The 20,534-nt window shown below is 71.3% G+C and carries 19 protein-coding genes; 15 read left to right on the top strand and 4 right to left on the bottom strand.

The window, feature by feature from the left end; genetic code table 11:
- The first annotated feature begins 89 nt into the window (after positions 1 to 89).
- The 6 genes from ACIBO1_RS01380 to ACIBO1_RS01355 all read left to right on the top strand — a co-directional run bounded on the left by ACIBO1_RS01380 (position 90) and on the right by ACIBO1_RS01355 (position 6,918).
- Positions 90 to 1,103: a hypothetical protein gene (locus ACIBO1_RS01380; protein ID WP_396740525.1), complete on the top strand. Its 1,014-nt coding sequence runs from the start codon at positions 90 to 92 to the stop codon at positions 1,101 to 1,103.
- An 82-nt stretch (positions 1,104 to 1,185) separates the two neighbouring features.
- Complete coding sequence (locus ACIBO1_RS01375) at positions 1,186 to 3,720, top strand: bifunctional FO biosynthesis protein CofGH (protein WP_396740523.1); 2,535 nt, start codon at positions 1,186 to 1,188, stop codon at positions 3,718 to 3,720.
- Between the two features lie 157 nt (positions 3,721 to 3,877).
- A complete protein-coding gene (locus tag ACIBO1_RS01370; RefSeq protein WP_350700618.1) occupies positions 3,878 to 4,165 on the top strand; it encodes a hypothetical protein in 288 nt (95 codons plus the stop codon).
- A 179-nt stretch (positions 4,166 to 4,344) separates the two neighbouring features.
- Positions 4,345 to 5,739, top strand: coding sequence for a DUF4331 domain-containing protein (locus ACIBO1_RS01365; RefSeq protein WP_396740522.1), 1,395 nt, complete (start codon positions 4,345 to 4,347; stop codon positions 5,737 to 5,739).
- Between the two features lie 177 nt (positions 5,740 to 5,916).
- Positions 5,917 to 6,213 carry a phospholipase gene (locus ACIBO1_RS01360; protein WP_396740521.1) on the top strand — a complete coding sequence of 99 codons (297 nt, stop codon included), beginning with the start codon at positions 5,917 to 5,919 and terminating at the stop codon, positions 6,211 to 6,213.
- Between the two features lie 447 nt (positions 6,214 to 6,660).
- Positions 6,661 to 6,918 carry a WhiB family transcriptional regulator gene (locus ACIBO1_RS01355; RefSeq protein WP_013731688.1) on the top strand — a complete coding sequence of 86 codons (258 nt, stop codon included), beginning with the start codon at positions 6,661 to 6,663 and terminating at the stop codon, positions 6,916 to 6,918.
- Between the two features lie 76 nt (positions 6,919 to 6,994).
- On the opposite strand, the gene ACIBO1_RS01350 is transcribed toward ACIBO1_RS01355, so the two are convergent.
- Positions 6,995 to 7,444 carry a metallopeptidase family protein gene (locus ACIBO1_RS01350; protein ID WP_117229420.1) on the bottom strand — a complete coding sequence of 150 codons (450 nt, stop codon included), beginning with the start codon at positions 7,442 to 7,444 and terminating at the stop codon, positions 6,995 to 6,997.
- Between the two features lie 149 nt (positions 7,445 to 7,593).
- Between ACIBO1_RS01350 and ACIBO1_RS01345 the strand changes: the two genes are divergently transcribed.
- Positions 7,594 to 7,965 carry a DUF3499 domain-containing protein gene (locus ACIBO1_RS01345; protein ID WP_396740519.1) on the top strand — a complete coding sequence of 124 codons (372 nt, stop codon included), beginning with the start codon at positions 7,594 to 7,596 and terminating at the stop codon, positions 7,963 to 7,965.
- Between the two features lie 151 nt (positions 7,966 to 8,116).
- On the opposite strand, the gene ACIBO1_RS01340 is transcribed toward ACIBO1_RS01345, so the two are convergent.
- Both ACIBO1_RS01340 and ACIBO1_RS01335 read right to left on the bottom strand, forming a co-directional pair.
- Entirely contained in the window at positions 8,117 to 9,493 is a 1,377-nt protein-coding gene (locus tag ACIBO1_RS01340; RefSeq protein ID WP_396740517.1) for an NAD(P)/FAD-dependent oxidoreductase, read from the bottom strand.
- A gap of 9 nt (positions 9,494 to 9,502) precedes the next feature.
- Positions 9,503 to 10,849 carry an aspartate aminotransferase family protein gene (locus ACIBO1_RS01335; protein ID WP_396740516.1) on the bottom strand — a complete coding sequence of 449 codons (1,347 nt, stop codon included), beginning with the start codon at positions 10,847 to 10,849 and terminating at the stop codon, positions 9,503 to 9,505.
- An 802-nt stretch (positions 10,850 to 11,651) separates the two neighbouring features.
- Here ACIBO1_RS01335 and ACIBO1_RS01330 point away from each other — a divergent pair.
- Positions 11,652 to 11,858: a pentapeptide repeat-containing protein gene (locus ACIBO1_RS01330; RefSeq protein ID WP_396740514.1), complete on the top strand. Its 207-nt coding sequence runs from the start codon at positions 11,652 to 11,654 to the stop codon at positions 11,856 to 11,858.
- Here the strand turns inward: ACIBO1_RS01330 and ACIBO1_RS01325 are convergent.
- A complete protein-coding gene (locus tag ACIBO1_RS01325) occupies positions 11,837 to 12,349 on the bottom strand; it encodes an Lrp/AsnC family transcriptional regulator (protein ID WP_396740513.1) in 513 nt (170 codons plus the stop codon). The two genes, ACIBO1_RS01330 and ACIBO1_RS01325, sit on opposite strands and share 22 nt — an antisense overlap.
- A gap of 205 nt (positions 12,350 to 12,554) precedes the next feature.
- Here ACIBO1_RS01325 and ACIBO1_RS01320 point away from each other — a divergent pair, with 205 nt between their 5' ends.
- Genes ACIBO1_RS01320 through speB form a run of 7 tightly spaced genes read left to right on the top strand, consistent with a single transcriptional unit; the run spans position 12,555 to position 20,349 of the window.
- Entirely contained in the window at positions 12,555 to 13,739 is a 1,185-nt protein-coding gene (locus ACIBO1_RS01320) for an extracellular solute-binding protein (protein ID WP_396740511.1), read from the top strand.
- Positions 13,740 to 13,741: 2 nt separating this feature from the next.
- Positions 13,742 to 14,893: an ABC transporter ATP-binding protein gene (locus ACIBO1_RS01315; RefSeq protein WP_396741458.1), complete on the top strand. Its 1,152-nt coding sequence runs from the start codon at positions 13,742 to 13,744 to the stop codon at positions 14,891 to 14,893.
- 22 nt (positions 14,894 to 14,915) lie between these two features.
- Complete coding sequence (locus ACIBO1_RS01310; RefSeq protein ID WP_396740509.1) at positions 14,916 to 15,830, top strand: ABC transporter permease; 915 nt, start codon at positions 14,916 to 14,918, stop codon at positions 15,828 to 15,830.
- A gap of 55 nt (positions 15,831 to 15,885) precedes the next feature.
- Entirely contained in the window at positions 15,886 to 16,722 is an 837-nt protein-coding gene (locus tag ACIBO1_RS01305) for an ABC transporter permease (protein WP_396740507.1), read from the top strand.
- Positions 16,719 to 18,137, top strand: a complete 1,419-nt coding sequence (locus tag ACIBO1_RS01300; RefSeq protein ID WP_396740505.1) for an NAD(P)/FAD-dependent oxidoreductase — start codon at positions 16,719 to 16,721, stop codon at positions 18,135 to 18,137. Before ACIBO1_RS01305 ends, ACIBO1_RS01300 begins: the two co-directional genes overlap by 4 nt.
- Complete coding sequence (locus ACIBO1_RS01295) at positions 18,137 to 19,339, top strand: saccharopine dehydrogenase family protein (protein WP_396741456.1); 1,203 nt, start codon at positions 18,137 to 18,139, stop codon at positions 19,337 to 19,339. Before ACIBO1_RS01300 ends, ACIBO1_RS01295 begins: the two co-directional genes overlap by 1 nt.
- Positions 19,336 to 20,349: an agmatinase gene (gene speB / locus ACIBO1_RS01290; RefSeq protein ID WP_396740503.1), complete on the top strand. Its 1,014-nt coding sequence runs from the start codon at positions 19,336 to 19,338 to the stop codon at positions 20,347 to 20,349. Before ACIBO1_RS01295 ends, speB begins: the two co-directional genes overlap by 4 nt.
- The last annotated feature ends 185 nt before the right edge of the window (positions 20,350 to 20,534 follow it).

The following is a 20,534-nucleotide window of genomic DNA, read 5'->3' as shown; positions in this document are numbered from 1 at the left end:
CTCGCCTACGTGACGCCTCCGACGGCCAGTCGCCCGGGGAGACTAGGCTCACGTCGGCATCTGTCCGCTTTCGCCCCCAGGGAGAGTTCGTGACCAGCCCCGTGGAGCATCCGCCCACCGACCCGACCCCGGCCCGTCAGGTGACCGGGCCGCTTCGGGAACTCGTCGCCCTCGTGCTCCTCGGCGCGAACGCCGTCTTCCTCTTCGTCGCGCTGATCCGGTTGATCACCCCGCAGGGCCCCTACAGCACGGTGACCGGCCGGGCGGGCAGCGCGTTCTTCGGCTTCGTCGGGCTGGAGGCGATCGTCCTGCCACTGCTGGCGGTGCTGCTCGCCACCCACCTCGCCCCGGTGGTCGGCAAGGCGAAGCTGATCACTCAGGCGGCCCTGATCGAGTACGCGGTCAGCGTCGTGCTCGGCGGCCTGACGCTGTTGATCTGGACGGTCGGTCGGCTGGCCGAGGCGGAGATCTTCGACGCCCTGACCGGCGTCATGGCCCGGGCGGCCTGGGTGGCGTTGTTCGGCGCGGCGGCGTACGTGGTCTGGACCGTCTGGCGGCGGCTCTACCACGTGCCCAAGCCCAAGCAGGAGCCTGGCCTGTACGGCACCCCGCAGCAGGGCTGGGGCCCGCAGGGCAACCCGGGACAGCCCGGCGGCTACCCGGGTGGGTGGCAGCAGCAGCCCGGTCCGGGTGGCGGTTGGGCCGGTGGCGAGCAGCCCGGCGGTTACCCCGGCCAGGCCGGCTACCCGGGCGCGGGTCAGCCCGCCGGTTACCCCGGTCAGCCGGGCGGTTACCCGGGCGAGCAGCCGAGCGGATACCCCGGCGGTCAGCCGGGCGGGGACCAGCCGGGCTGGCCGGTGGCGGGCCAGGCACCCGGCGGGCCGCCGTCCGCCCCGCACACCTGGCCGCCGCACGGCCAGCCGGTCGTGCCGCCGCAGCCGCCGGCGCCGACCTCTCCGGCGGCGCCGCCGTTCGGGCAGCCCCCGTCGGCCGACCCGACCCAGACCATCCCGCGTCAGGGCACCGAGCCGGGCCAGGCGGTGCCGCCGCCGGGCGAGGGCGACCGCACCCAGCGGATCGACCCGGGCGACAAGCCCGCCTGACCGGCATTTGACCAGCCGGGCGGCCGGGTGCGGTTGCCCACGTGGGGGGTGTGCGGCCGGCGACAGCGCCTAGGCTGGGCGGATGGTTGATCGCAGCGAGCCTGGGCCTGCGGAGGCGGCCGTCCGGCGGGCCCTGCGCCGGGCCGCCGCCGGCCGGGCGCTCGACGTCGACGAGGCGTCCGCACTGCTGAGCGCCCGCGGCACCGCCCTCACCGAGTTGCTCGACGTCGCCGGGGCGATCCGCGACGCCGGCCTGCGTGACGCCGGGCGGCCGGGCGTGGTCACGTACTCGAAGAAGGTCTTCGTGCCGCTGACCCGGCTCTGCCGGGACCGCTGCCACTACTGCACCTTCGCCACGGTGCCGCACCGGCTGCCGGCGGCGTTCCTCGACCGCGACGAGGTGCTCGCCATCGCCCGCGCCGGTGCGGCCCAGGGCTGCAAGGAGGCGCTGTTCACCCTCGGCGACCGGCCGGAGGAGCGCTGGCCGGCGGCCCGACAGTGGTTGGACGAGCGGGGCTACGAGTCCACCCTGGACTACCTACGGGCGTGCGCGGTCGCGGTGCTGGAGGAGACCGGCCTGCTGCCGCACCTGAACCCGGGCGTGCTCTCCTGGTCGGAGCTGCAACGGCTCAAGCCGGTCGCGCCCAGCATGGGGATGATGCTGGAGACCACCGCGACGCGGCTCTGGTCGGAGCCGGGCGGCCCGCACTACGGCTCGCCCGACAAGGAACCGGCGGTGCGGTTGCGGGTGCTCGACGACGCCGGCCGGGTCGGCGTTCCGTTCACCACCGGCATCCTGATCGGCATCGGCGAGACACCCGCCGAGCGGGTGGACGCGATCTTCGCCATCCGGCGGGCGCACCGGGAGTACGGCCACCTCCAGGAGGTGATCGTGCAGAACTTCCGCGCCAAGCCGGACACCGCGATGCGCGGGATGCCGGACGCGGAACTGCACGACCTGGCGGCCACCGTCGCGGTGGCCCGGCTGCTGCTCGGCCCGAAGGCCCGCATCCAGGCGCCGCCGAACCTCATCGCCGGTGAGTACGACCTGCTGCTGCGGGCCGGAATCGACGACTGGGGCGGTGTCTCCCCGGTGACCCCGGACCACGTCAACCCGGAACGCCCGTGGCCGCAGCTCGACGAGTTGGCGGAGCGCACCGCCGCGGCCGGGTTCGTACTACGCGAGCGGCTGACCGTCTACCCCGAGTACGTCCGGGCCGGTGAGCCGTGGCTGGATCCGCGCCTGCTGCCGCACGTCACCGCGTTGGCCGAGCCGTCGACCGGGCTCGCCGTGGAGTCGGCCCGGCCGGTCGGTCGCCCCTGGCAGGAGCCGGACGAGACCTTCGGGGGTCGGACCGACCTGCACGTCGACATCGACCGCACGGGACGGACCGAGGACCGGCGGGGCGACTTCGACCACGTCTACGGGGACTGGTCGGAGGTGGCGGCCAAGGTCGCCGTACCGCCCGCCGGCCCGGCCGGTCGGTCGGTCGCCGCCGGTGCCGGTGACGCCGATCTGCGGGCCGGGCTGCGGCTGGCCGCCGAGAACCCGGCGGCGCTGCTCGAACCCCGGCACGCCGACGCCGCGATGGCGCTGTTCGGCGCGGACGGCCCGGCCCTGGACGAACTCTGCCGCCGCGCCGACGACCTGCGCCGGGACGCGGTCGGCGACGACGTCACGTACGTCGTCAACCGCAACATCAACTTCAGCAACGTCTGCTACGTGGGTTGCCGGTTCTGTGCCTTCGCGCAGCGGGAGCGGGACGCCGACGCGTACCGCCTGTCGGTGGAGCAGGTCGCCGACCGGGCGCAGGAGGCATGGGAGGCCGGTGCCGGGGAGGTCTGCATCCAGGGCGGCATCGACCCGAAGCTGCCGGTCACCATCTATGCCGACCTGGTCCGGGCGATCAAGGCGCGGGTGCCCCGGATGCACGTGCACGCCTTCTCCCCGATGGAGATCGTCACCGCCGCCGCGAAGGCCGGGGTGCCGGTGAAGGAGTGGCTGACCGGGTTGCGTGAGGCCGGGCTGGACACCATCCCCGGGACGGCGGCGGAGATCCTCGACGACGAGGTGCGCTGGGTGCTGACCAAGGGCAAACTGCCCACCGCCGCCTGGGTCGAGGTGGTCAGCACCGCCCACGAGCTGGGCATCCGGTCCAGCTCCACGATGATGTACGGCCACGTGGACCACCCCGGACAGTGGTTGGCGCACTTCCGGGTGCTGGCCGGCGTGCAGGACCGCACCGGCGGGTTCACCGAGTTCGTGGCGCTGCCCTTCGTGCACACCAACGCCCCGATCTATCTGGCCGGTATCGCCCGGCCGGGGCCGACCTGGCGGGAGAACCGGGTGGTGCACGCGATGGCCCGGGTGCTGCTGCACGGGCGGATCGACAACATCCAGTGCTCCTGGGTGAAGCTGGGTGACGAGGGCACGGTGGAGATGCTCCGCAGCGGCTGCAACGACCTGGGCGGCACGTTGATGGAGGAGACCATCTCGCGGATGGCCGGCTCGGGCAACGGTTCGGCGCGTACCGAGGAGCAGTTGCGGGCGATCGCGACGGCGGCCGGTCGTCCGGCGCGTAGGCGTACGACTGCGTACGGTCACGTTAGCGCCTAGCGTCGAACCTTCGCGCGTCCCCGGCCGTACCTGTCGATGCCGGCGGCGGGATCGGCGAGGACTGCCGCCGGCACCTGAGATTCGGGGGCCTGCGCGGTCCGTGCGGTGACCCCCGTCCGTCATCGCGGGCGCGTGTGCGCCGCCGGAAAGGTTGGCCATGATCACTGAGAGAAGGCGGACGCGGCAGTGGCCGCGACTGACCCGCCGGCAGACGTTGACGGCCGCGGCCAGCGCCACGCTCGGTGCCGCAGCCCTGGCGGTGCCGGGCCTCTCGGCCGCCGGCGACGACGACAAGGGGACCGCGGCCGGCGCGGACGAGACGATCGTGGTGCACCTGCGCGACGCCCGCTCCGGCACGATGGACGTCTTCGTCGGCCAGTCCCGCATCGAGGTGCGCGACCGTGGTCTGGCGGACCGGCTGCGCAAGGCCGCCACACGCCGCTGAACGTGCCCACCCGACCTCCGCCCGCCACGCCGGGCGTCCCCGACCGCCGCGCCCGTCACCGGCGCTGAGCGGTCACCCGCCACCGCCGTACGGGCGGTCGCGTACTCCGGTCCGGCGCGGGCTCTCGGCGCCCGGCCGTCCATCCAATGCACACTTTCGCCCAGTGAGGTGGGTTCGTCATGTCTTCACACCGCGAGGCGCCGGAGATCGCCAAGGATCCGGTCGCCGATTCGTCGGACCTGTACGCCTTCGTCACGCCGGACCGTCCGGACACGGTGACGCTGATCGCCAACTACGTGCCGTTGCAACTGCCCTCCGGGGGGCCGAACTTCTTCGAGTTCGGCGACGACGTGCGCTACGAGATCCACATCGACAACAACGGTGACGGTCAGCCGGACGTCACTTACCGTTTCGAATTCACCACCGAAATCACGAACGCGAACAGTTTTCTCTACAACACCGGGCCGATCGATTCGCTGGACAGCGAGAACTGGAACCGGCGGCAGTTCTACAGCCTGACCCGGATCGCCGGTGGGCGGGAACAGCGGCTGGCGCGCAAGCTGCCCTGCCCGCCGTGCAACGTCGGCCCGCTCTCCACCCCGAAGTACGGCGATCTGGTCCGCCAGGCCACCTTCTCGCTCTCCACCGGGGAGAAGGTCTTCGCCGGACAGCGCGCCGACGGGTTCTTCGTCGACCTCGGGGCGATCTTCGACCTCGGCACGCTGCGCCCGTTCCAGCAGTTGCACGTGGCCGGGAAGAAGATCTTCCAGGAGCCCGGCCAGCCGGTCAACGCCACCGACCGGCTCAACGTGCACAGCCTCGCCCTCCAGGTGCCCCTGGATCGGGTGCGCCGCAAGGCGAACCGCTACCACTGGCAGGAGCCCGCCTCGGTGATCGGGGTCTGGACCTCGGCGTCGCGCCGCCAGGTGCGGGTGCTCGGCGACAGGGTGGCGGCGGACACCAGCACCGGGCCGTTCACGCAGGTGTCCAGGTTGGGCAACCCACTGTTCAACGAGGTCATCGTGCCGATGGCGCAGAAGGACCTGTGGAACACCCTGCCGCCGTCGGAGGACAAGCGGTTCGCCCAGTTCGTCGAGCGGCCCGAGTTGGCGGCCCTGCTGCCGGTGCTCTACCCGGACGTCTTCCCGAACCTGGACAAGCTGAACAAATCCGAGAAGGCGCGGGCGGACCTGGTCGCCATCCTGCTCACCGGTGTCCCGGAGGGGCTGATCGACGGCTTCACCAACGCCACCGGCGAGGTGCAGGCCGACATGCTCCGGCTGAACACCGCGATCCCGCCGGCCCGCCGCCCGAACCGCAACGGCGTACTCGCCGGTGACCTGGCCGGCTTCCCCAACGGCCGGCGGGTCACCGACGACGTGGTGACGATCGCCCTGCGCGCCATCGCGGGCCTGACGGTGCCGCTGGTGGACCGGAAGTTCCAGCCGGACGAGGCGGCCGCCGCGGTGACCCCGGGGCTGAGCGCCGCCGACGTGACCGCGCCCTTCCTGCGCAACTTCCCCTTCCTCGGTACGCCCTACGACGGCTTCAACAACCCGGGAGTGTCGTCATGAGCGAGCGCAGCGAGCGAATCATCGGCGCAGTGGTGTGCCGGCGCGGAGCGAAGCGGAGGACGGCATGAGCGAGCGAATCATCGGTGCCGTCGGCTCTCGTGTCGGCGCGGAGCGAAGCGGAGTGTCGGCATGAGCGAGCATGTGCACACATACGGTCCGACGGGGACCGGTACTGTTGTGCTTGACCTGGGCGGGGACACCGGTGCCCTGATCGTGCACACCGGACGCCACCTGCTCGGCCGGGAGATCGAGGTCAGCCGGCCGGACCACGACGGCGAGCCGCGGACCCACTCCGCCGTACGCGAGCGGCAGGTCCTGGACGGCACCTTCCACAGTGCGGTCTACCCGGACCTACCGGCAGGTACCTATACCGTCTGGTGGGACGACGATACGCCGGCCGGGACGGTCCGGGTGGCCGGTGGAGTGGTCACCGAATTCACCTGGCCCACCAGCCCTTCCGGGGCCTCTGACTGACGGCTCAGGCTTCCGCACGACCGCGCCCCGTCCACGATGTGGACGGGGCGCGGTCGTCGTCTGCCCGGTCGATGGGCGGTCTCGGTCAAGTCGGGCTAACCTTGCGGTTCAAGATCAACCGATCTTGACGGGTGGCCTCCCGAAGGCCGACGCGGGGCGAGATCACCCCTGTCTCGGGTCGCGCGCCACGGGAGAAAACTCGGGCAACTCGCCGGAGAGGGCGTTACTCGGCCGGGGTCTGAATCGATAGGGCATGGCGAGACCGGGTGCGTGTCGGGAGGGCGACTCCATTATCAAGTTTGGCTTGACGCCGCACGCATTACACGCGTGTAATTTGAATGGGGTTGTTCGCACGAACCGCAGCAAACGGGACCGGACGGACAAGCACGCCTTTCGCGTGGGGGGTTGCAGCGGCGATGGTGCCGGTGCGCGACAAGGAGGCAATTGATGGACGGCCAGCTCGAGGCGGCCGACCTGCTCGGAAACGCGCCGGAGTGGCAGGAGCGAGCGCTCTGCTCGCAGACCGACCCGGAGGCGTTCTTTCCCGAGAAGGGCGGCTCGACCCGCGAAGCGAAGCGCATCTGCTCGCGGTGCGAGGTCAAGACCGAATGCCTCGAATACGCTCTCGGCCACGACGAGCGGTTCGGGATCTGGGGTGGGCTCTCCGAGCGTGAGCGGCGCAAGCTCAAGCGGCGAGCAGCCTGAGTCGTCGGGAAGGGACGGTCGGGGGACGTCCCGCCCCGGGGATGACGACGCGCCGTGGGGGGTCACGGCGATCGGGTCAGGCCAACTCGTCCGGGTCGACGCCGAGCAGGTTCGCCACCTGTTCGATGATCACGTCGTGCACCAGGTCGGCGAGATCCTCGCGGTCCATGGCCCGGAACTCCAGCGGACGCCGATACAGCACGATGCGGGGTGGCACCTCCTGGCGTCCCGGTCGACCCGGCAGCAGCCGGGCCAACGGCACCTCGCCGTCCTCCAGCACGTCGGTGTCATAGACGTTGAGGTCCGGCGGGACGTCCTCGACAGCGAACTCCACCCCGGCGAGTTCCTTGGCGAAGCGACGCTCCAGCGTCTCGACGGTGTCCAGCACCAGATCGTCGAAGATCTCCGCCTTGGTGCGCGCCAACGGCACGGTGGCCGGCACCAGCCGCCCGCGCAGACCGCGCCCGTGCCGGTCACGGTGCGCCCGCCGGCCGGGGCCGGGGCGGCGGTTCTCCGGACTCGTCATGAGCCAAAGGGTAGCCGCCATCGCGCCCCTGTCCGCAGCAGCGCCGGTACCTGGCGCGCCGCGTCCCGGGCCGAAATGTGATCACCAAGACGGGCGTGTCGTAACGCGAACCGGTGCGCCGGACCCGGTAATGGGGATACCCTGCGCCCGTGAGGTCACCACGGCGCTGCTCCCGTAACGGCTGCCCCCGGCAAGCGGTCGCCACGCTGACCTATGTCTACAACGAGTCGACGGCTGTGGTGGGCCCGCTCGCCGCCTTCGCCGAACCGCACACCTACGACCTGTGCGAGCCGCACGCCCGGAGCCTGACCGCACCGCGTGGCTGGGAGGTGGTCCGGCACGAGGGCGAGTTCGAGCCCCCGCCGCCCACCACCGACGACCTGGTCGCACTCGCCGAGGCAGTCCGCGAAGCCGCCCGCCCGGCCCCCCGCCCTCCGCAGGACGACCAGGCCCAGCAGGCCGCACCCCCCACCACCTCGTCCCGCCGAGGCCACCTCCGCGTAATCCCCCCCACCCACTAACCCCACCCACGCGCTCTCCCCGCGCGTGCGCGCCCGCGCCCTGCCCTGCGGCGTTGATCAAGAAGTTTGCGTCAATTCCTGGCGGCTGGGCCGACCAAACTTCTTGATCAACGCGTCAAGGCGGGGGAGGCGGGGGAGGGGAGCGGCGGGGTCAGTGGCCTAGGAGGCGGGAGAAGGTGGCGGCGCGGCGGGATGCCCGGCCGGTACGGGACTCGCGTTCGTCGGCGGAGAGCATCAGGCGGAGTCCGGCGTTGACCGCGAGCCAACGCAGGGGCTCCGGCTCCCATCGGGGCGAGCGGTGGTTGACCCAGGGCAGGCGGGTCAGCTCGGTCGGTTCGTTCCGGATCAGGTCGGCCAGCGTACGACCGGCCAGGTTGCTGGTGCCCACCCCGTCGCCGACGTACCCGCCGGCCCAGCCCAGCCCGTCGGCACGGTGGTAGCCGACCGAGGCCGACCAGTCCCGGGCCACCCCGAGCGGGCCGCCCCAGGTGTGCGTGACCGGCACCTCCGGGCCGAGCGCCGGAAAGAGGTCGCCGAGCGTACGCCGGAGTGCGGCGAAGACCCGTGGCTCCCGGTCGTAGTCGGCGCGGACCCGCGAGCCGAAGTGGTACGGGGCACCCCGCCCGCCGAAGGCGAGCCGGCCGTCGGCGGTGCGTTGGCCGTAGATGATGACGTGCCGGTGGTCGGAGAACGTCTCCCGCTCGGCCAGCCCGATCTCGGCCCAGGTCTCGTCGGGCAGCGGCTCGGTGGCGATCATCAGTGAGTAGACCGGGGCGAGGGCCCGCCGGTGCCCGGTCAGCCCCGGCGTGTAACCCTCGGTCGCCCGGATCACCACCGGGGCGCGTACGGTGCCGGCCGGGGTGACCGCCGCGCGGGGCCGGATCTCGGTGACCGGGGTGCGTTCGTGGATCGTCACGCCCCGGCGTTCCACGGCGCGGGCCAGGCCACGGACCAGGCGCGCCGGGTGCACGGCCGCGCAGTGCGGCGTGTAGGTGGCGGCGCGTACCCCGCTGGCACCGCACCGGACCACGGCGTCCGCCGGGCCGAGCAGGTCCAGGTCCTCCGGGCCGAAGCCGAACTCCCGCGCCTCCGCCACCGCCGCCTTGGCCCGCTGCACCTGCGGCGCGCTGCGGGCCAACACCACCGTGCCACCGTACGACCAGTGGCAGTCGATGCCCTCGGTGGCGACCACCCGGCCGACCTCGCGGACCGTGTCGTGCATGGCGTGCTGCATGGCGATCGCGGCGTCCCGGCCGTGCCGCCGGGCCAGCCCGGTCAGCGAGGTGGGCAGCAGCGCGGAGCACCAGCCGCCGTTGCGCCCGGAGGCGCCGAAGCCGGCCACCTGGCGTTCCAGGACCACGATCCGCAGGGCCGGCTCTGCCTCGGCGAGGTAGTACGCCGTCCACAGCCCGGTGTACCCCGCGCCCACGATGACCACGTCCGCGACGGTGTCACCGGCCAACGGCGGGCGCGGGGTCAACGGCTCGTCCACGGTGGACAGCCAGTACGACAGGTCCTGGTAGGCCACCACCGCCTCCTAGAGTTTGGTCCAGGCCTCGGTGAGTACGCCCCGCAGGATCTGCTCGATCTCGTCGAACTGCTGCTGCCCGGCGATCAGCGGCGGGGCGAGCTGCACCACCGGGTCGCCCCGGTCGTCGGCCCGGCAGTAGAGCCCGGCGGAGAACAACGCGCTGGACAGGAAGCCGCGCAGCAGTCGCTCGGACTCGGCCTCGTCGAAGGTCTCCCGGGTGTTCTTGTCCTTGACCAGCTCGATGCCGTAGAAGTAGCCGTCGCCCCGGACGTCGCCGACGATCGGCAGGTCGTGAAGCTTCTCCAGGGTCGACCGGAAGGCCGCCTCGTTGGCGCGTACGTGCCCGACGAGGTCCTCCCGGGCGAAGACCTCCAGGTTGGCCAGGGCCACCGCGCAGGAGACCGGGTGCCCGCCGAAGGTCACCCCGTGCGCGAACATGCCGGTCTCGGTGAGGAACGGCTCCATCAGCCGGTCGCTGGCGATCATCGCGCCGAGCGGGGCGTACCCCGAGGTGATGCCCTTGGCGGTGGTGATGATGTCCGGCTGGTACCCGTAGCGGGTCGCGCCGAAGTACTCGCCGAGCCGACCCCACGAGCAGATCACCTCGTCGCTGACCAGCAGCACGTCGTACGCGTCGCAGATCTCGCGGACCCGCTCGAAGTACCCGGGCGGCGGCGGGAAGCAGCCGCCCGAGTTCTGCACCGGCTCCAAGCAGACCGCCGCGACGGTGTCCGGCCCCTCCCGCTCGATGGCCCGCCCGATCTCCTCGGCGGCCCAGCGACCGAACGCCACCGGGTCGTCGCCGTGCTCCGGAGCCCGGTAGAAGTTGGTGTTCGGCACCTTGATCCCGCCCGGCACCAGCGGCTCGAAGTCCGTCTTGATGCCCGGCAGCCCCGTGATCGACAGAGCGCCCATGGAGGTGCCGTGATAGGCGATGTACCGGCTGACCACCTTGTGCTTGGTGGGCTTGCCGACCCGCTTGAAGTACGCCCGGGCCAGCTTCCAGGCCGCCTCGACCGCCTCCGAGCCGCCGGTGGTGAAGAAGACCCGGTTCAGGTCGCCCGGGGCCAGCTCCGAGATCCGTTCGGCCAGCTCCACGGCGGTCGGGTGGGCGTACGACCAGAGCGGGAAGTACGCCAGCTCCCCGGCCTGCTTGGCGCCGGCCTCGGCCAGCTCGGTGCGACCGTGGCCAGCGTTGACCACGAAGAGCCCGGCGAGTCCGTCCAGGTAGCGGCGACCCTGCGAGTCCCAGACGTACGCGCCCTCGCCGCGCACGATCGTCGGTACCTCGCCTGCGGAGTAGCTCGCCATCCGGGTGAAATGCATCCAGAGGTGGTCGGTGGCGTTCGCCATGTCAGCCCCATCGGGTCTCGGGCCGGTCAGGGGTTCACCGGCCGCTCTGCTCACGGTTATCCCACAGCCCGCCGCCGCGAGGCAAGTGCAATCGGTTGAACTTAAGCCTCGAAGCAACGGATTTAGCGAGCTTATCCGACGTAGTGCAACGGAATCCGCATCGCCGCCGCCCGGCGGCGTCCTCCTGCGGGTCCGGTCCGTCAGCTCGTCAGCTGGTCGGGACTCGCTGCTCCCGCGCCAGTTCGTCGGGCCTTCGGCGTTAGTTGTTCGGGCGTTCGGGCGCTCCGGTGTTCCCGCGCCAGCTCGTCGGGTCCCGCTGATCTCCGCGCGCGCCAGTTCACGAGCGGCGTTGCCCGGCTTGCCGGGGTCACCTCTCGGTCGCCTTTTCAGACCTCGGGGCTCGGACCCGGCGGCTGGTGAGGTCGGACCCCGGTGGCTCGGGCCCCCGGCGGCTCGGACCTCGTGGCTCGGACCTCGTGGCTCGGACTCCCGGCGCTCGGACCTCCAGCGCTCGGGCCTCCTGGCGGGCGGCGCCTGGTGTCCCGGGCAGACGGTGCCTCGCTGTCGATCGCTCAAGATCTTGGACAGTTTCCGTTTCGCGCTAACGGAAACTGTCCAAGATTCACATTCGCGAGGTGGTGGCCGAGCGTGCCGACCTTGCTAGCGCGAGATGGGAGACCTTCACTCCGACGCCTGGCGCGCGTTCGTCACCACCCTCCCGCGCTGACCTCCCGCGCGCCGATCATGGAGGTATGGCAGCGACAAACCGGGGCGATCGGCGCGTTTCCGCGACCACAGCTCCATGATCGGCGGGGCGGGGCGGGGCGGGGCGGGGGCGCGCAGGGTGAGGGCGAGTGGGGCGGGGGCGCGCAGGGTGAGGGCGAGTGGGGCGAGGGCGAGTGGGGCGAGGGCGAGTGGGGCGAGGGCGAGTGGGGCGAGGGCGAGTGGGGCGAGGGCGAGTGGGGCGGAGGTGCGCGGGGCGCACACTCAGGCGGTGCCCCAGCTGTAGGTCTGCTTGCGGAGTTTGAGGTAGACGAACGCCTCGGTGGAGAGCACTCCGGAGACTGCGCGCAGCCGTTGCAGGATCTCCAGCAGATGCTCGTCGTTGCGGCAGACCACCTCGGCCAGCAGGTCGAAGGAGCCGGCGGTGATCACGACGTAGTCGACCTCGTCGAGTTCGGCGATCCGGTCCGCGACGCTCTCCAGGTCGCCGTCCGTGCGCAGCCCGATCATGGCCTGGCGGGGGAAGCCGAGTTGGAGCGGGTCGGTCACCGCGACGATCTGCATCACCCCGGCGTCGAGCAGCCGTTGTACACGTTGACGTACCGCCGCCTCGGAGAGGCCGACCGCCTTGCCGATGGTCGCGTACGGGCGACGGCCGTCCTGCTGGAGCTGTTCGATGATCTGCTTGGCCACGTCGTCGAGCAGTACGTGGCTGGCACCCTCCCGCACGCTGACCCGGCGTCCGCCGGTGGCGTTGTCCTGCTGCCGGTTCGTCATCGACCGCTCCCCATGTCCGTCACGGCGCTGAGCCTAACGCCACCGGGCAGTCTGGCGTAATTCGTCGTCCACGGCTATTGCGGCTACGGAATCCCTTGTGAGCGAGGTTTCCTCATGTCAGGATCAGTCGTCCATCGCCATTGACCCTCCCGTCGGCGCGCCCACCCCCGTCCCACCGCCGACGATGACCCGTAGGAGTCGTCACATGCGAAACGCTTACCGGCCCCTCACTCGGCGTGGTCTGCTCACCGGCACCCTCGGCTCGGCCGCGCTGCTCGCGGCGGGCGGCACCCTCGCCGGTTGCGGCACCCCCGGTGCGCAGCAGACCGAGGCCGGTTGTGTCAGCGAGGACCTGTCCGGCACGGAGAAGACGCTCGCCTTCTCCAACTGGCCGCAATACATGGACGTCGACGACGACGACGCGTCGAAGCGCCCCAGCCTCGACAGTTTCGTCGGTGACTCCGGCATCCAGGTGACCTACACCGAGGACGTCAACGACAACAACGAGTTCTTCGGCAAGGTGCAGAACCAGCTCGCCGCCTGTCAGGGCACCGGGCGGGACGTCATGGTGCTCACCGACTGGATGGCCGCCCGGATGATCCGGCTCGGCTGGATCCAGAAGCTCGACAAGTCGAAGCTGCCCAACGTCGAGGCGAACCTGCTGCCGTCGCTGCGGAACCGCCCCTTCGACGTGGACAACCACCTCGCCGTCCCGTGGCAGTCCGGCCTGGCCGGGTTGGCGTACAACGGACGGGTCACCCGGGAGATCCGGACCGTCGACGAGTTGCTCACCCGCGCCGACCTCAAGGGCAAGGTGACCGCGCTGACCGAGATGCGCGACACCATGGGCCTGCTGCTGATGTCGAACGGTCACAACCCAGCCGACTTCACCGCCAACCAGTTCGACGACGCCCTCAACAAGCTCAAGAAGGCGGTCGACTCCGGGCAGATCCGCCGGTTCACCGGCAACGACTACGCCCCCGACCTGGCCAAGGGCGACATCGCGGCGTGCATCGGGTGGTCCGGCGACATCATCCAGCTCGGCTTCGACGACGAGCAGATCAAGTTCGTGGTGCCCGACTCCGGTGTGACGCTCTGGTCGGACAACATGCTCGTGCCGAACAAGGCCACCCACAAGGGCAACGCCGAGGCCCTGATGAACCACTACTACGAACCGGCCATCGCCGCCCAGCTCGCCGCGTACGTCAACTACATCTGTCCGGTGCAGGGCGCGCAGGAGGAGATGGAGAAGATCGACCCGGAGTTGGCCGCCAACCCGCTGATCTTCCCGGACGAGGCGATCCTCTCCAAGGCCCGCGTCTTCATGGCCCTGGACGAGCAGCAGGAGCGCGAGTACGAGACCAAGTTCCAGCAGGTTATCGGAGCGTGACGATGGCGCGGGACACTCCGGCCGGCGACCTGAGGCTGGCCAACCTCACCAAGACGTTCGGCCCGTTCACCGCCGTCGACGACCTGAGCCTGACCATTCCGCAGGGCTCGTTCTTCGCCCTGCTCGGCGCGTCCGGCTGCGGCAAGACCACCACGCTGCGGATGATCGCCGGGCTGGAGGAGCCGACCAGCGGGCAGGTGCTGCTCGGCGACCGGGACATCGCCCGGCTACGGCCGTACAAGCGGCCGGTCAACACCGTGTTCCAGAGCTACGCCCTCTTCCCGCACCTGGACATCTTCGAGAACGTCGCCTTCGGCCTGCGGCGGCGCGGCATCCGCTCGGTCGACGGGCAGGTCCGCGAGATGCTGTCGCTGGTGCAGCTCGACGGGTACGAGCGGCGTCGCCCGGCCCAGCTCTCCGGCGGCCAGCAGCAGCGGGTCGCGCTGGCCCGGGCACTGATCAACCACCCGCAGGTGCTGCTGCTGGACGAGCCGCTCGGCGCGCTCGACCTCAAGCTGCGCCGGCAGATGCAGATCGAGCTCAAGCGCATCCAGACCGAGGTCGGCATCACCTTCGTGCACGTCACCCACGACCAGGAGGAGGCCATGACGATGGCCGACACGGTCGCGGTGATGAACGCCGGGCGGATCGAGCAGCTCGGCCCACCTGCCGAGATCTACGAGTTCCCGGCGACCGCGTTCGTGGCCAACTTCCTCGGCCAGTCCAACCTGATCGCGGGCGAGGTCTCCGGCGCCGACGGCGACGACCTCCTGGTCACCGCGCACGGCGCGCGGTTCTCCGTGCCGTCGGCGCGGGCCCGCACCGACCAGGGTCCGGTCTTCCTGGGCGTACGCCCCGAGAAACTGCACCTGGTCGGGGCCGCCGTGCAGGTGCCCGCCGGCAACCAGCACCTCGAAGGCACCGTCACCGACGCCTCCTACGTCGGGGTGAGCACGCAGTACCTGCTGCGCACCGGCTGGGGCACCGAGCTGAGCGTCTTCGTCGCCAACAGCGGTGCGCAGCAGCGCTTCGCCGTCGGCGAGCGGGCCGTGGCGTACTGGGATCCGCAGCACGCCTTCCTGCTCGGTCGCCGCGCCGACGAGGAGGACCGGACCACTCCGGTCCTGGACGAGCCGGTCGGTGCGTCCTCATGAGCCAGCGAAGCGAGACCACGGCGTGAGCGCGCTGGCTCACGTACCCACCGGCTCCGGGCAGCCGGCGTCGCCGCCGCCGGCTGCCCGATCGGGGCGGTACCGCCTCCTGCCGTACCTGTTGCTGCTGCCGGGCGCGGCCTGGCTGCTCCTCTTCTTCGCCCTGCCGCTGGTGCAGCTCGCCGCGGCCAGCCTCTACGACCCGAACGGCACGCTTTCCACCGGGTACGCGATGACCTGGGCGTTCGGGAACTACCCGACGGCGTTGCAGGCGTACTGGCCGCAGTTCAGCCGCTCGTTCCTGTACGCGGGCATCGCCCTGGTGCTGGCGCTGCTGATGGGCTACCCGCTGGCGTACGCGATCGCGCAGAAGGCCGGCCGGTGGAAGAACCTGCTGCTGGTCTGCGTGATCGCCCCGATGTTCACCAGCTTCCTGGTGCGTACGCTGGCCTGGAAGACCATCCTGTCGGACAACGGCTGGTTGGTCGGGCTGCTGCGGGACGTGCACCTGCTCGGTCCGGACGGGCGGCTGCTGGCCACCCCGATCGCGGTGGTGCTCGGCCTGACGTACAACTTCCTGCCGTTCCTGGTGCTGCCGCTGTACGCGAGCCTGGAGCGGCTCGACTACCGGCTGCTGGAGGCGTCCAGCGACCTGTACGCCAGCCCGCTGAAGACGTTCCGCCGGGTCACCCTGCCGCTGTCGATGCCGGGCCTGATCGCCGGGACGCTGCTGTTCTTCATCCCGGCCACCGGCGACTACATCAACGCCGAACTGCTCGGCACCCCGAATCAGTACATGATCGGCAACGTCATCGACTCGGCGTTCCTGGTCCGGCTGGACTACCCCCAGGGCGCGGCGCTGTCGTTCCTGCTGATGTCGGCGATCCTCGCGGTGGTCTTCGTCTATCTGCGGCGGGCCGGCACGGAGGAGGTCCTGTGAGCGCGAGGAATGCAGCGCAGCGGAGCCCCGCAGTCGCGAGCGAAGGGCGGGCACTGTGAGCCGCGTCTCCCGGTGGTTGGCGCAGCACTGGGTGATGGGCGTGGCCCTGCTGGTGCTCGGCTACCTGTTCCTGCCGATCGCCGTGGTGGGCGCGTTGTCGTTCAACCGCCCGTCCAACCGGCTCTCCTACGACTTCCACGAGTTCACGCTCGACAACTGGCGCAACCCGTGCGCCACCTCCGACATGTGCGACGCGGTGGTCCGCAGCGTGCAGATCGGCTTCATCGCCACCGTCGCGGCCACCGCGCTCGGCACGTTGATGGCGTTCGCACTGGTCCGGCACCGGTTCCGGGGACGGTCCGGGCTCAACGTGCTGATCTTCCTGCCGATGGCCACGCCGGAGCTGGTGATGGGCACCTCGCTGCTGGCCCTCTTCGTCGCCGGTGCGGTGCCGCTGGGCTTCTGGACCATCGTCATCGCGCACGTGATGTTCTGCCTGTCGTTCGTGGTGGTGACGGTCAAGGCGCGGCTGGCCGGCATGGACCGGCGGCTGGAGGAGGCCGCGATGGACCTCTACGCCAGCGAGTGGCAGACGTTCCGCCGCATCACGCTGCCGCTGGTGCTGCCCGGCATCGTGGCCGCCGCGCTGCTGGCGTTCTCGCTCAGCTTCGACGACTTCATCATCACCAACTTCAACTCCGGCACCACCGTCACGTTCCCGATGTACGTCTGGGGTGCCGCCCAGCGGGGCATCCCGCCGCAGGTCAACGTCATCGGCACCGCGATGTTCGCGATCGCGTTGCTGCTGGTGTTGGCCAGCATGCTGCGGGGGCGACGGGCGCGCCGGGCGGCGATCGCGGTGCCGGCTCCCCGGGCGACAAGCCGGTCATGACCGGGCCATCCGCCGATCGGGCGCTTGCCGACGCGGTACGCGCGCCGTACTGGCTCGACCGGCCGGAACGCCCCGACCCGTTGCCGCCGCTGCCCGGCCCGACCACCGCGGACCTGCTGGTGATCGGGGGCGGCTACAGCGGGCTGTGGGCGGCGCTGCTGGCCAAGCAGGCCGACCCGGCGCGGGACGTGCTGCTGGTGGAGGCGGGCACCTGCGGCTGGGCGGCCTCCGGGCGCAACGGCGGGTTCTGTGCCGCCTCGCTGACGCACGGGCTGGCCAACGGGGTGCAGCGGTTCCCGGACGAGATCGGGACGCTGGAGCGGCTCGGCCGGGAGAACCTGGACGCCATCGCCGCGACCGTGGCGGAGCACCGGATCGACTGCGACTTCGCGCGGACCGGCGAACTGTCGGTGGCGGTCGAGCCGTACCAGCTCGACGGGCTGGCCGCCGACGCCGCGCTGGCCGGGCGGTACGGGCACGACGTCAGCCTGCTCGACGCCGACGAGGTGCGCGCCGAGGTGAACTCGCCGACGTACCTGGGCGGACTGTGGGACCGTGACCGGGTGGCGATGCTCGACCCGGCGCGGTTGGCCTGGGGACTGCGCCGGGCCTGCGTGGACCTCGGTGTGCGGGTGCACGAGCACACCCGGGTCACCGGCCTGTACCGGGACACCGGCGCGCTGTTGGCGCGCACTGTCGCTGCCGACGGCAACCCCGGGGCGGTCCGCGCCGCCAGGGTGGTGCTGGCCACCAACGCGTTTCCGCCGCTGCTGCGCCGCCTGCGCACCTGGATCGTGCCGGTGTACGACTACGCGTTGACGACCGAGCCGTTGACGCCCGCGCAACGTGACGCCGTCGGCTGGCGCAATCGGCAGGGGCTGGCCGACACCGGCAACCAGTTCCACTACTACCGGCTCACCGACGACGGGCGGATCCTGTTCGGCGGCTACGACGCGGTCTACCACTACGGCAACCGGATGACGCCGGCACTGGAACAGCGCGACGCCACCTTCACCGCCCTCGCCCGCCACTTCTTCACCACCTTCCCGCAGCTCGCCGACGTCCGGTTCAGCCACCGCTGGGGCGGGGTGATCGACACCAGCACCCGGTTCTGCGCCTTCTTCGGCACGGCGTACTCCGGTCGGCTCGCGTACGCGGCCGGGTACACCGGGCTCGGCGTCGGGGCGACCCGGTTCGGTGCCCGGGTGATGCTCGACCTGCTCGATGGCGTGGACAGCCCGCTGACCCGGCTCGACCTGGTCCGCAGTCGTCCGCTGCCGTTCCCGCCCGAACCGGCCCGCGCGGTCGGCATCGGGCTCACCCGCTGGTCCATGGCCCGGGCCGACGCCGACCAGGGGCGGCGCAACCTGTGGCTCCGTACGCTCGATCGCTTCGGTCTGGGGTTCGACTCGTGATGCGTGTGCTGCTGGTCGGGGCCGGAGGCGTCGGTTCCGCCGTCGTCGCCATCGCGGCCCGACGTGCCTTCTTCGACACCATGGTGGTCGCCGACCACGACGAGACCCGCGCCGCGCGGGCCGTCGCCGGACGGGACGCCCGCTTCGTCGCCGCCGGCGTCGACGCCGCCTCGGCGGAGGCGGTCGCGGCACTCTGCCGCGAACACCGGATCACCCACGTGCTCAACGCGGTCGACCCACGCTTCGTCATGCCGATCTTCGATGGTGCGTACGCGGCCGGCGCCGACTACCTCGACATGGCGATGTCGCTGTCCCGCCCGCACCCGACCCGGCCCCACCAGGAGACCGGCGTCATGCTCGGCGACGCGCAGTTCGCGGCGGCCGACCAGTGGACGGCGGCCGGGCGGCTGGCGCTGTGCGGCATCGGTGTCGAACCCGGCCTCTCCGACGTCTTCGCCCGCTACGCCGCCGACGAGCTGTTCCGCGAGATCGACGAGATCGGGGTACGCGACGGCGCGAACCTGACGGTCGACGGCTATGACTTCGCCCCGTCGTTCTCCATCTGGACCACCATCGAGGAGTGCCTGAACCCGCCGGTGATCTGGGAGGCCGGCCGGGGCTGGTTCACCACCGAGCCGTTCAGCGAGCCGGAGGTGTTCGACTTCCCCGAGGAGATCGGGCCGGTCGAGTGCGTCAACGTGGAGCACGAGGAGGTGCTGCTGATCCCGCGCTGGGTGCCGGCGAAGCGGGTCACCTTCAAGTACGGCCTCGGCGCGGAGTTCATCGAGGTGCTCAAGACGCTGCACAAGCTCGGTCTCGCCGCGACCGAGCCGGTGCGGGTGGGCGCGGTCTCCGTGTCGCCGCGTGACGTGGTGGCCGCCTGCCTGCCCGACCCGGCCACGCTCGGCGACCGGATGCGCGGCAAGACCTGCGCCGGCACGTACGTCACCGGCATCGGCACCGACGGCCAGCCACGCCGGGTCTACCTCTATCACGTGGTCGACAACGAGTGGTCGATGCGCGAGTACGGCCACCAGGCGGTGGTCTGGCAGACCGCGGTGAACCCGGTCGTCGCCCTGGAGTTGCTGGCCGACGGCGTGTGGTCGGGCAGCGGGGTACTCGGTCCGGAGGCGTTGCCGCCCAAGCCCTTCCTCGACCTGCTCACCGCGTACGGCTCGCCGTGGGGGATGGCGGAACGATGACCCGGTACGGCCCGATGTACGGCCCCGACGTGACGTTCCTCGGCGTACCGCCCTGCACCATCGAGGAGCCCGTCACGTACGCCGAGGCCGACGTGGTGATCATCGGCGCGCCCTTCGACGGCGGCACCTCGCACCGCCCCGGCACCCGGTTCGGCCCGTCCGCCATCCGGCAGGCGTGCTACCTGCCGCACGACGGCTCCCGCCCCTCGCTGGCGCTGCGCGTCGACGCGCTGCGTGACCTGTGCGTCTACGACGCCGGTGACGTCGAGATGTTCTCCGGCGACATCGAACGGTCGCTGTCCGCGCTGGAAACCGCCGTGTACGCGGTCGCCTCGGCCGGCGCGATCCCGGTGGTCCTCGGCGGCGACCACTCCATCGCCCTGCCCGACGCCACCGGGGTTGCCCGGCACCACGGGTCGGGCCGGGTGTCGCTGGTGCACTTCGACGCGCACGCCGACACCGGCGACATCGAGTTCGGCTCGCTGCACGGCCACGGCCAGCCGATGCGTCGACTGATCGAGTCCGGCGCGGTGCGCGGCGACCGGTTCCTCCAGATCGGCCTGCGCGGCTACTGGCCGGGCCCGTCGACGCTGTCCTGGATGGCCGAGCAGCGCATGCGCTCGTACGAGATGACCGAGATCGTGGCCCGTGGCCTGGACGACTGCCTCACCGAGGCGTTCGGCATCGCGACCGACGAGTGCGAGGGCGTCTTCCTCTCCGTCGACGTGGACGTGGTCGACCCGGGCATGGCCCCCGGCACCGGCACCCCCGAACCGGGCGGCTTCACCAGTCGACAACTGCTCGACGCGGTCCGTCGGGTCTGCTACGAACTCCCTGTGGTCGGGGTGGACGTGGTCGAGCTCGCCCCGCCGTACGACCACGCGGACATCACCGCGTACCTCGGAAACCGGGTCGTGCTGGAGGCGCTGTCGGCCATCGCCCGCCGCCGTCACGACGCCGCCGGCGGCCCACCCTGGAACCCCACCCAACCCCTCCTCGACGGCCGCTGACCCGCGACGGCACCGCCCCTCGCCCTCGCCCTCGCCCCACCCCTCGCCCCTCGCCTCCACCGCGTCGATCATGGAGTTGTGGCTGTGGGTTTGGGCTATTTGGTCAGTTTTCGTCCTGCCATAGCTCCATGATCACGGCTTGCGGGGTGGTTCGAGGGGTGGCGGGGGGCGGGTGTGGGGGTGGG

This window comes from Micromonospora sp. NPDC049903, from assembly GCF_044460945.1.
Lineage (GTDB): Bacteria > Actinomycetota > Actinomycetes > Mycobacteriales > Micromonosporaceae > Micromonospora.
The sequence above is the reverse complement of the archived record's forward strand: the minus strand, read 5'-3'. Positions and strand labels throughout refer to the sequence as shown.

Excerpts from the sequence above, each read along its gene's own strand:
- ACIBO1_RS01295 (WP_396741456.1), top strand. The coding sequence starts at position 18,137 with ATGCGTGTGCTGCTGGTCGGGGCCGGAGGCGTCGGTTCCGCCGTCGTC.
- ACIBO1_RS01330 (WP_396740514.1), top strand. The coding sequence starts at position 11,652 with ATGATCGGCGGGGCGGGGCGGGGCGGGGCGGGGGCGCGCAGGGTGAGG.
- ACIBO1_RS01350 (WP_117229420.1), bottom strand. The coding sequence starts at position 7,444 with ATGACGAGTCCGGAGAACCGCCGCCCCGGCCCCGGCCGGCGGGCGCAC.
- ACIBO1_RS01355 (WP_013731688.1), top strand. The coding sequence starts at position 6,661 with ATGGACGGCCAGCTCGAGGCGGCCGACCTGCTCGGAAACGCGCCGGAG.
- ACIBO1_RS01300 (WP_396740505.1), top strand. The coding sequence starts at position 16,719 with ATGACCGGGCCATCCGCCGATCGGGCGCTTGCCGACGCGGTACGCGCG.
- ACIBO1_RS01320 (WP_396740511.1), top strand. The coding sequence starts at position 12,555 with ATGCGAAACGCTTACCGGCCCCTCACTCGGCGTGGTCTGCTCACCGGC.
- ACIBO1_RS01335 (WP_396740516.1), bottom strand. The coding sequence starts at position 10,849 with ATGGCGAACGCCACCGACCACCTCTGGATGCATTTCACCCGGATGGCG.
- ACIBO1_RS01375 (WP_396740523.1), top strand. The coding sequence starts at position 1,186 with ATGGTTGATCGCAGCGAGCCTGGGCCTGCGGAGGCGGCCGTCCGGCGG.
- ACIBO1_RS01370 (WP_350700618.1), top strand. The coding sequence starts at position 3,878 with ATGATCACTGAGAGAAGGCGGACGCGGCAGTGGCCGCGACTGACCCGC.
- ACIBO1_RS01325 (WP_396740513.1), bottom strand. The coding sequence starts at position 12,349 with ATGACGAACCGGCAGCAGGACAACGCCACCGGCGGACGCCGGGTCAGC.
- ACIBO1_RS01365 (WP_396740522.1), top strand. The coding sequence starts at position 4,345 with ATGTCTTCACACCGCGAGGCGCCGGAGATCGCCAAGGATCCGGTCGCC.
- speB (WP_396740503.1), top strand. The coding sequence starts at position 19,336 with ATGACCCGGTACGGCCCGATGTACGGCCCCGACGTGACGTTCCTCGGC.
- ACIBO1_RS01315 (WP_396741458.1), top strand. The coding sequence starts at position 13,742 with ATGGCGCGGGACACTCCGGCCGGCGACCTGAGGCTGGCCAACCTCACC.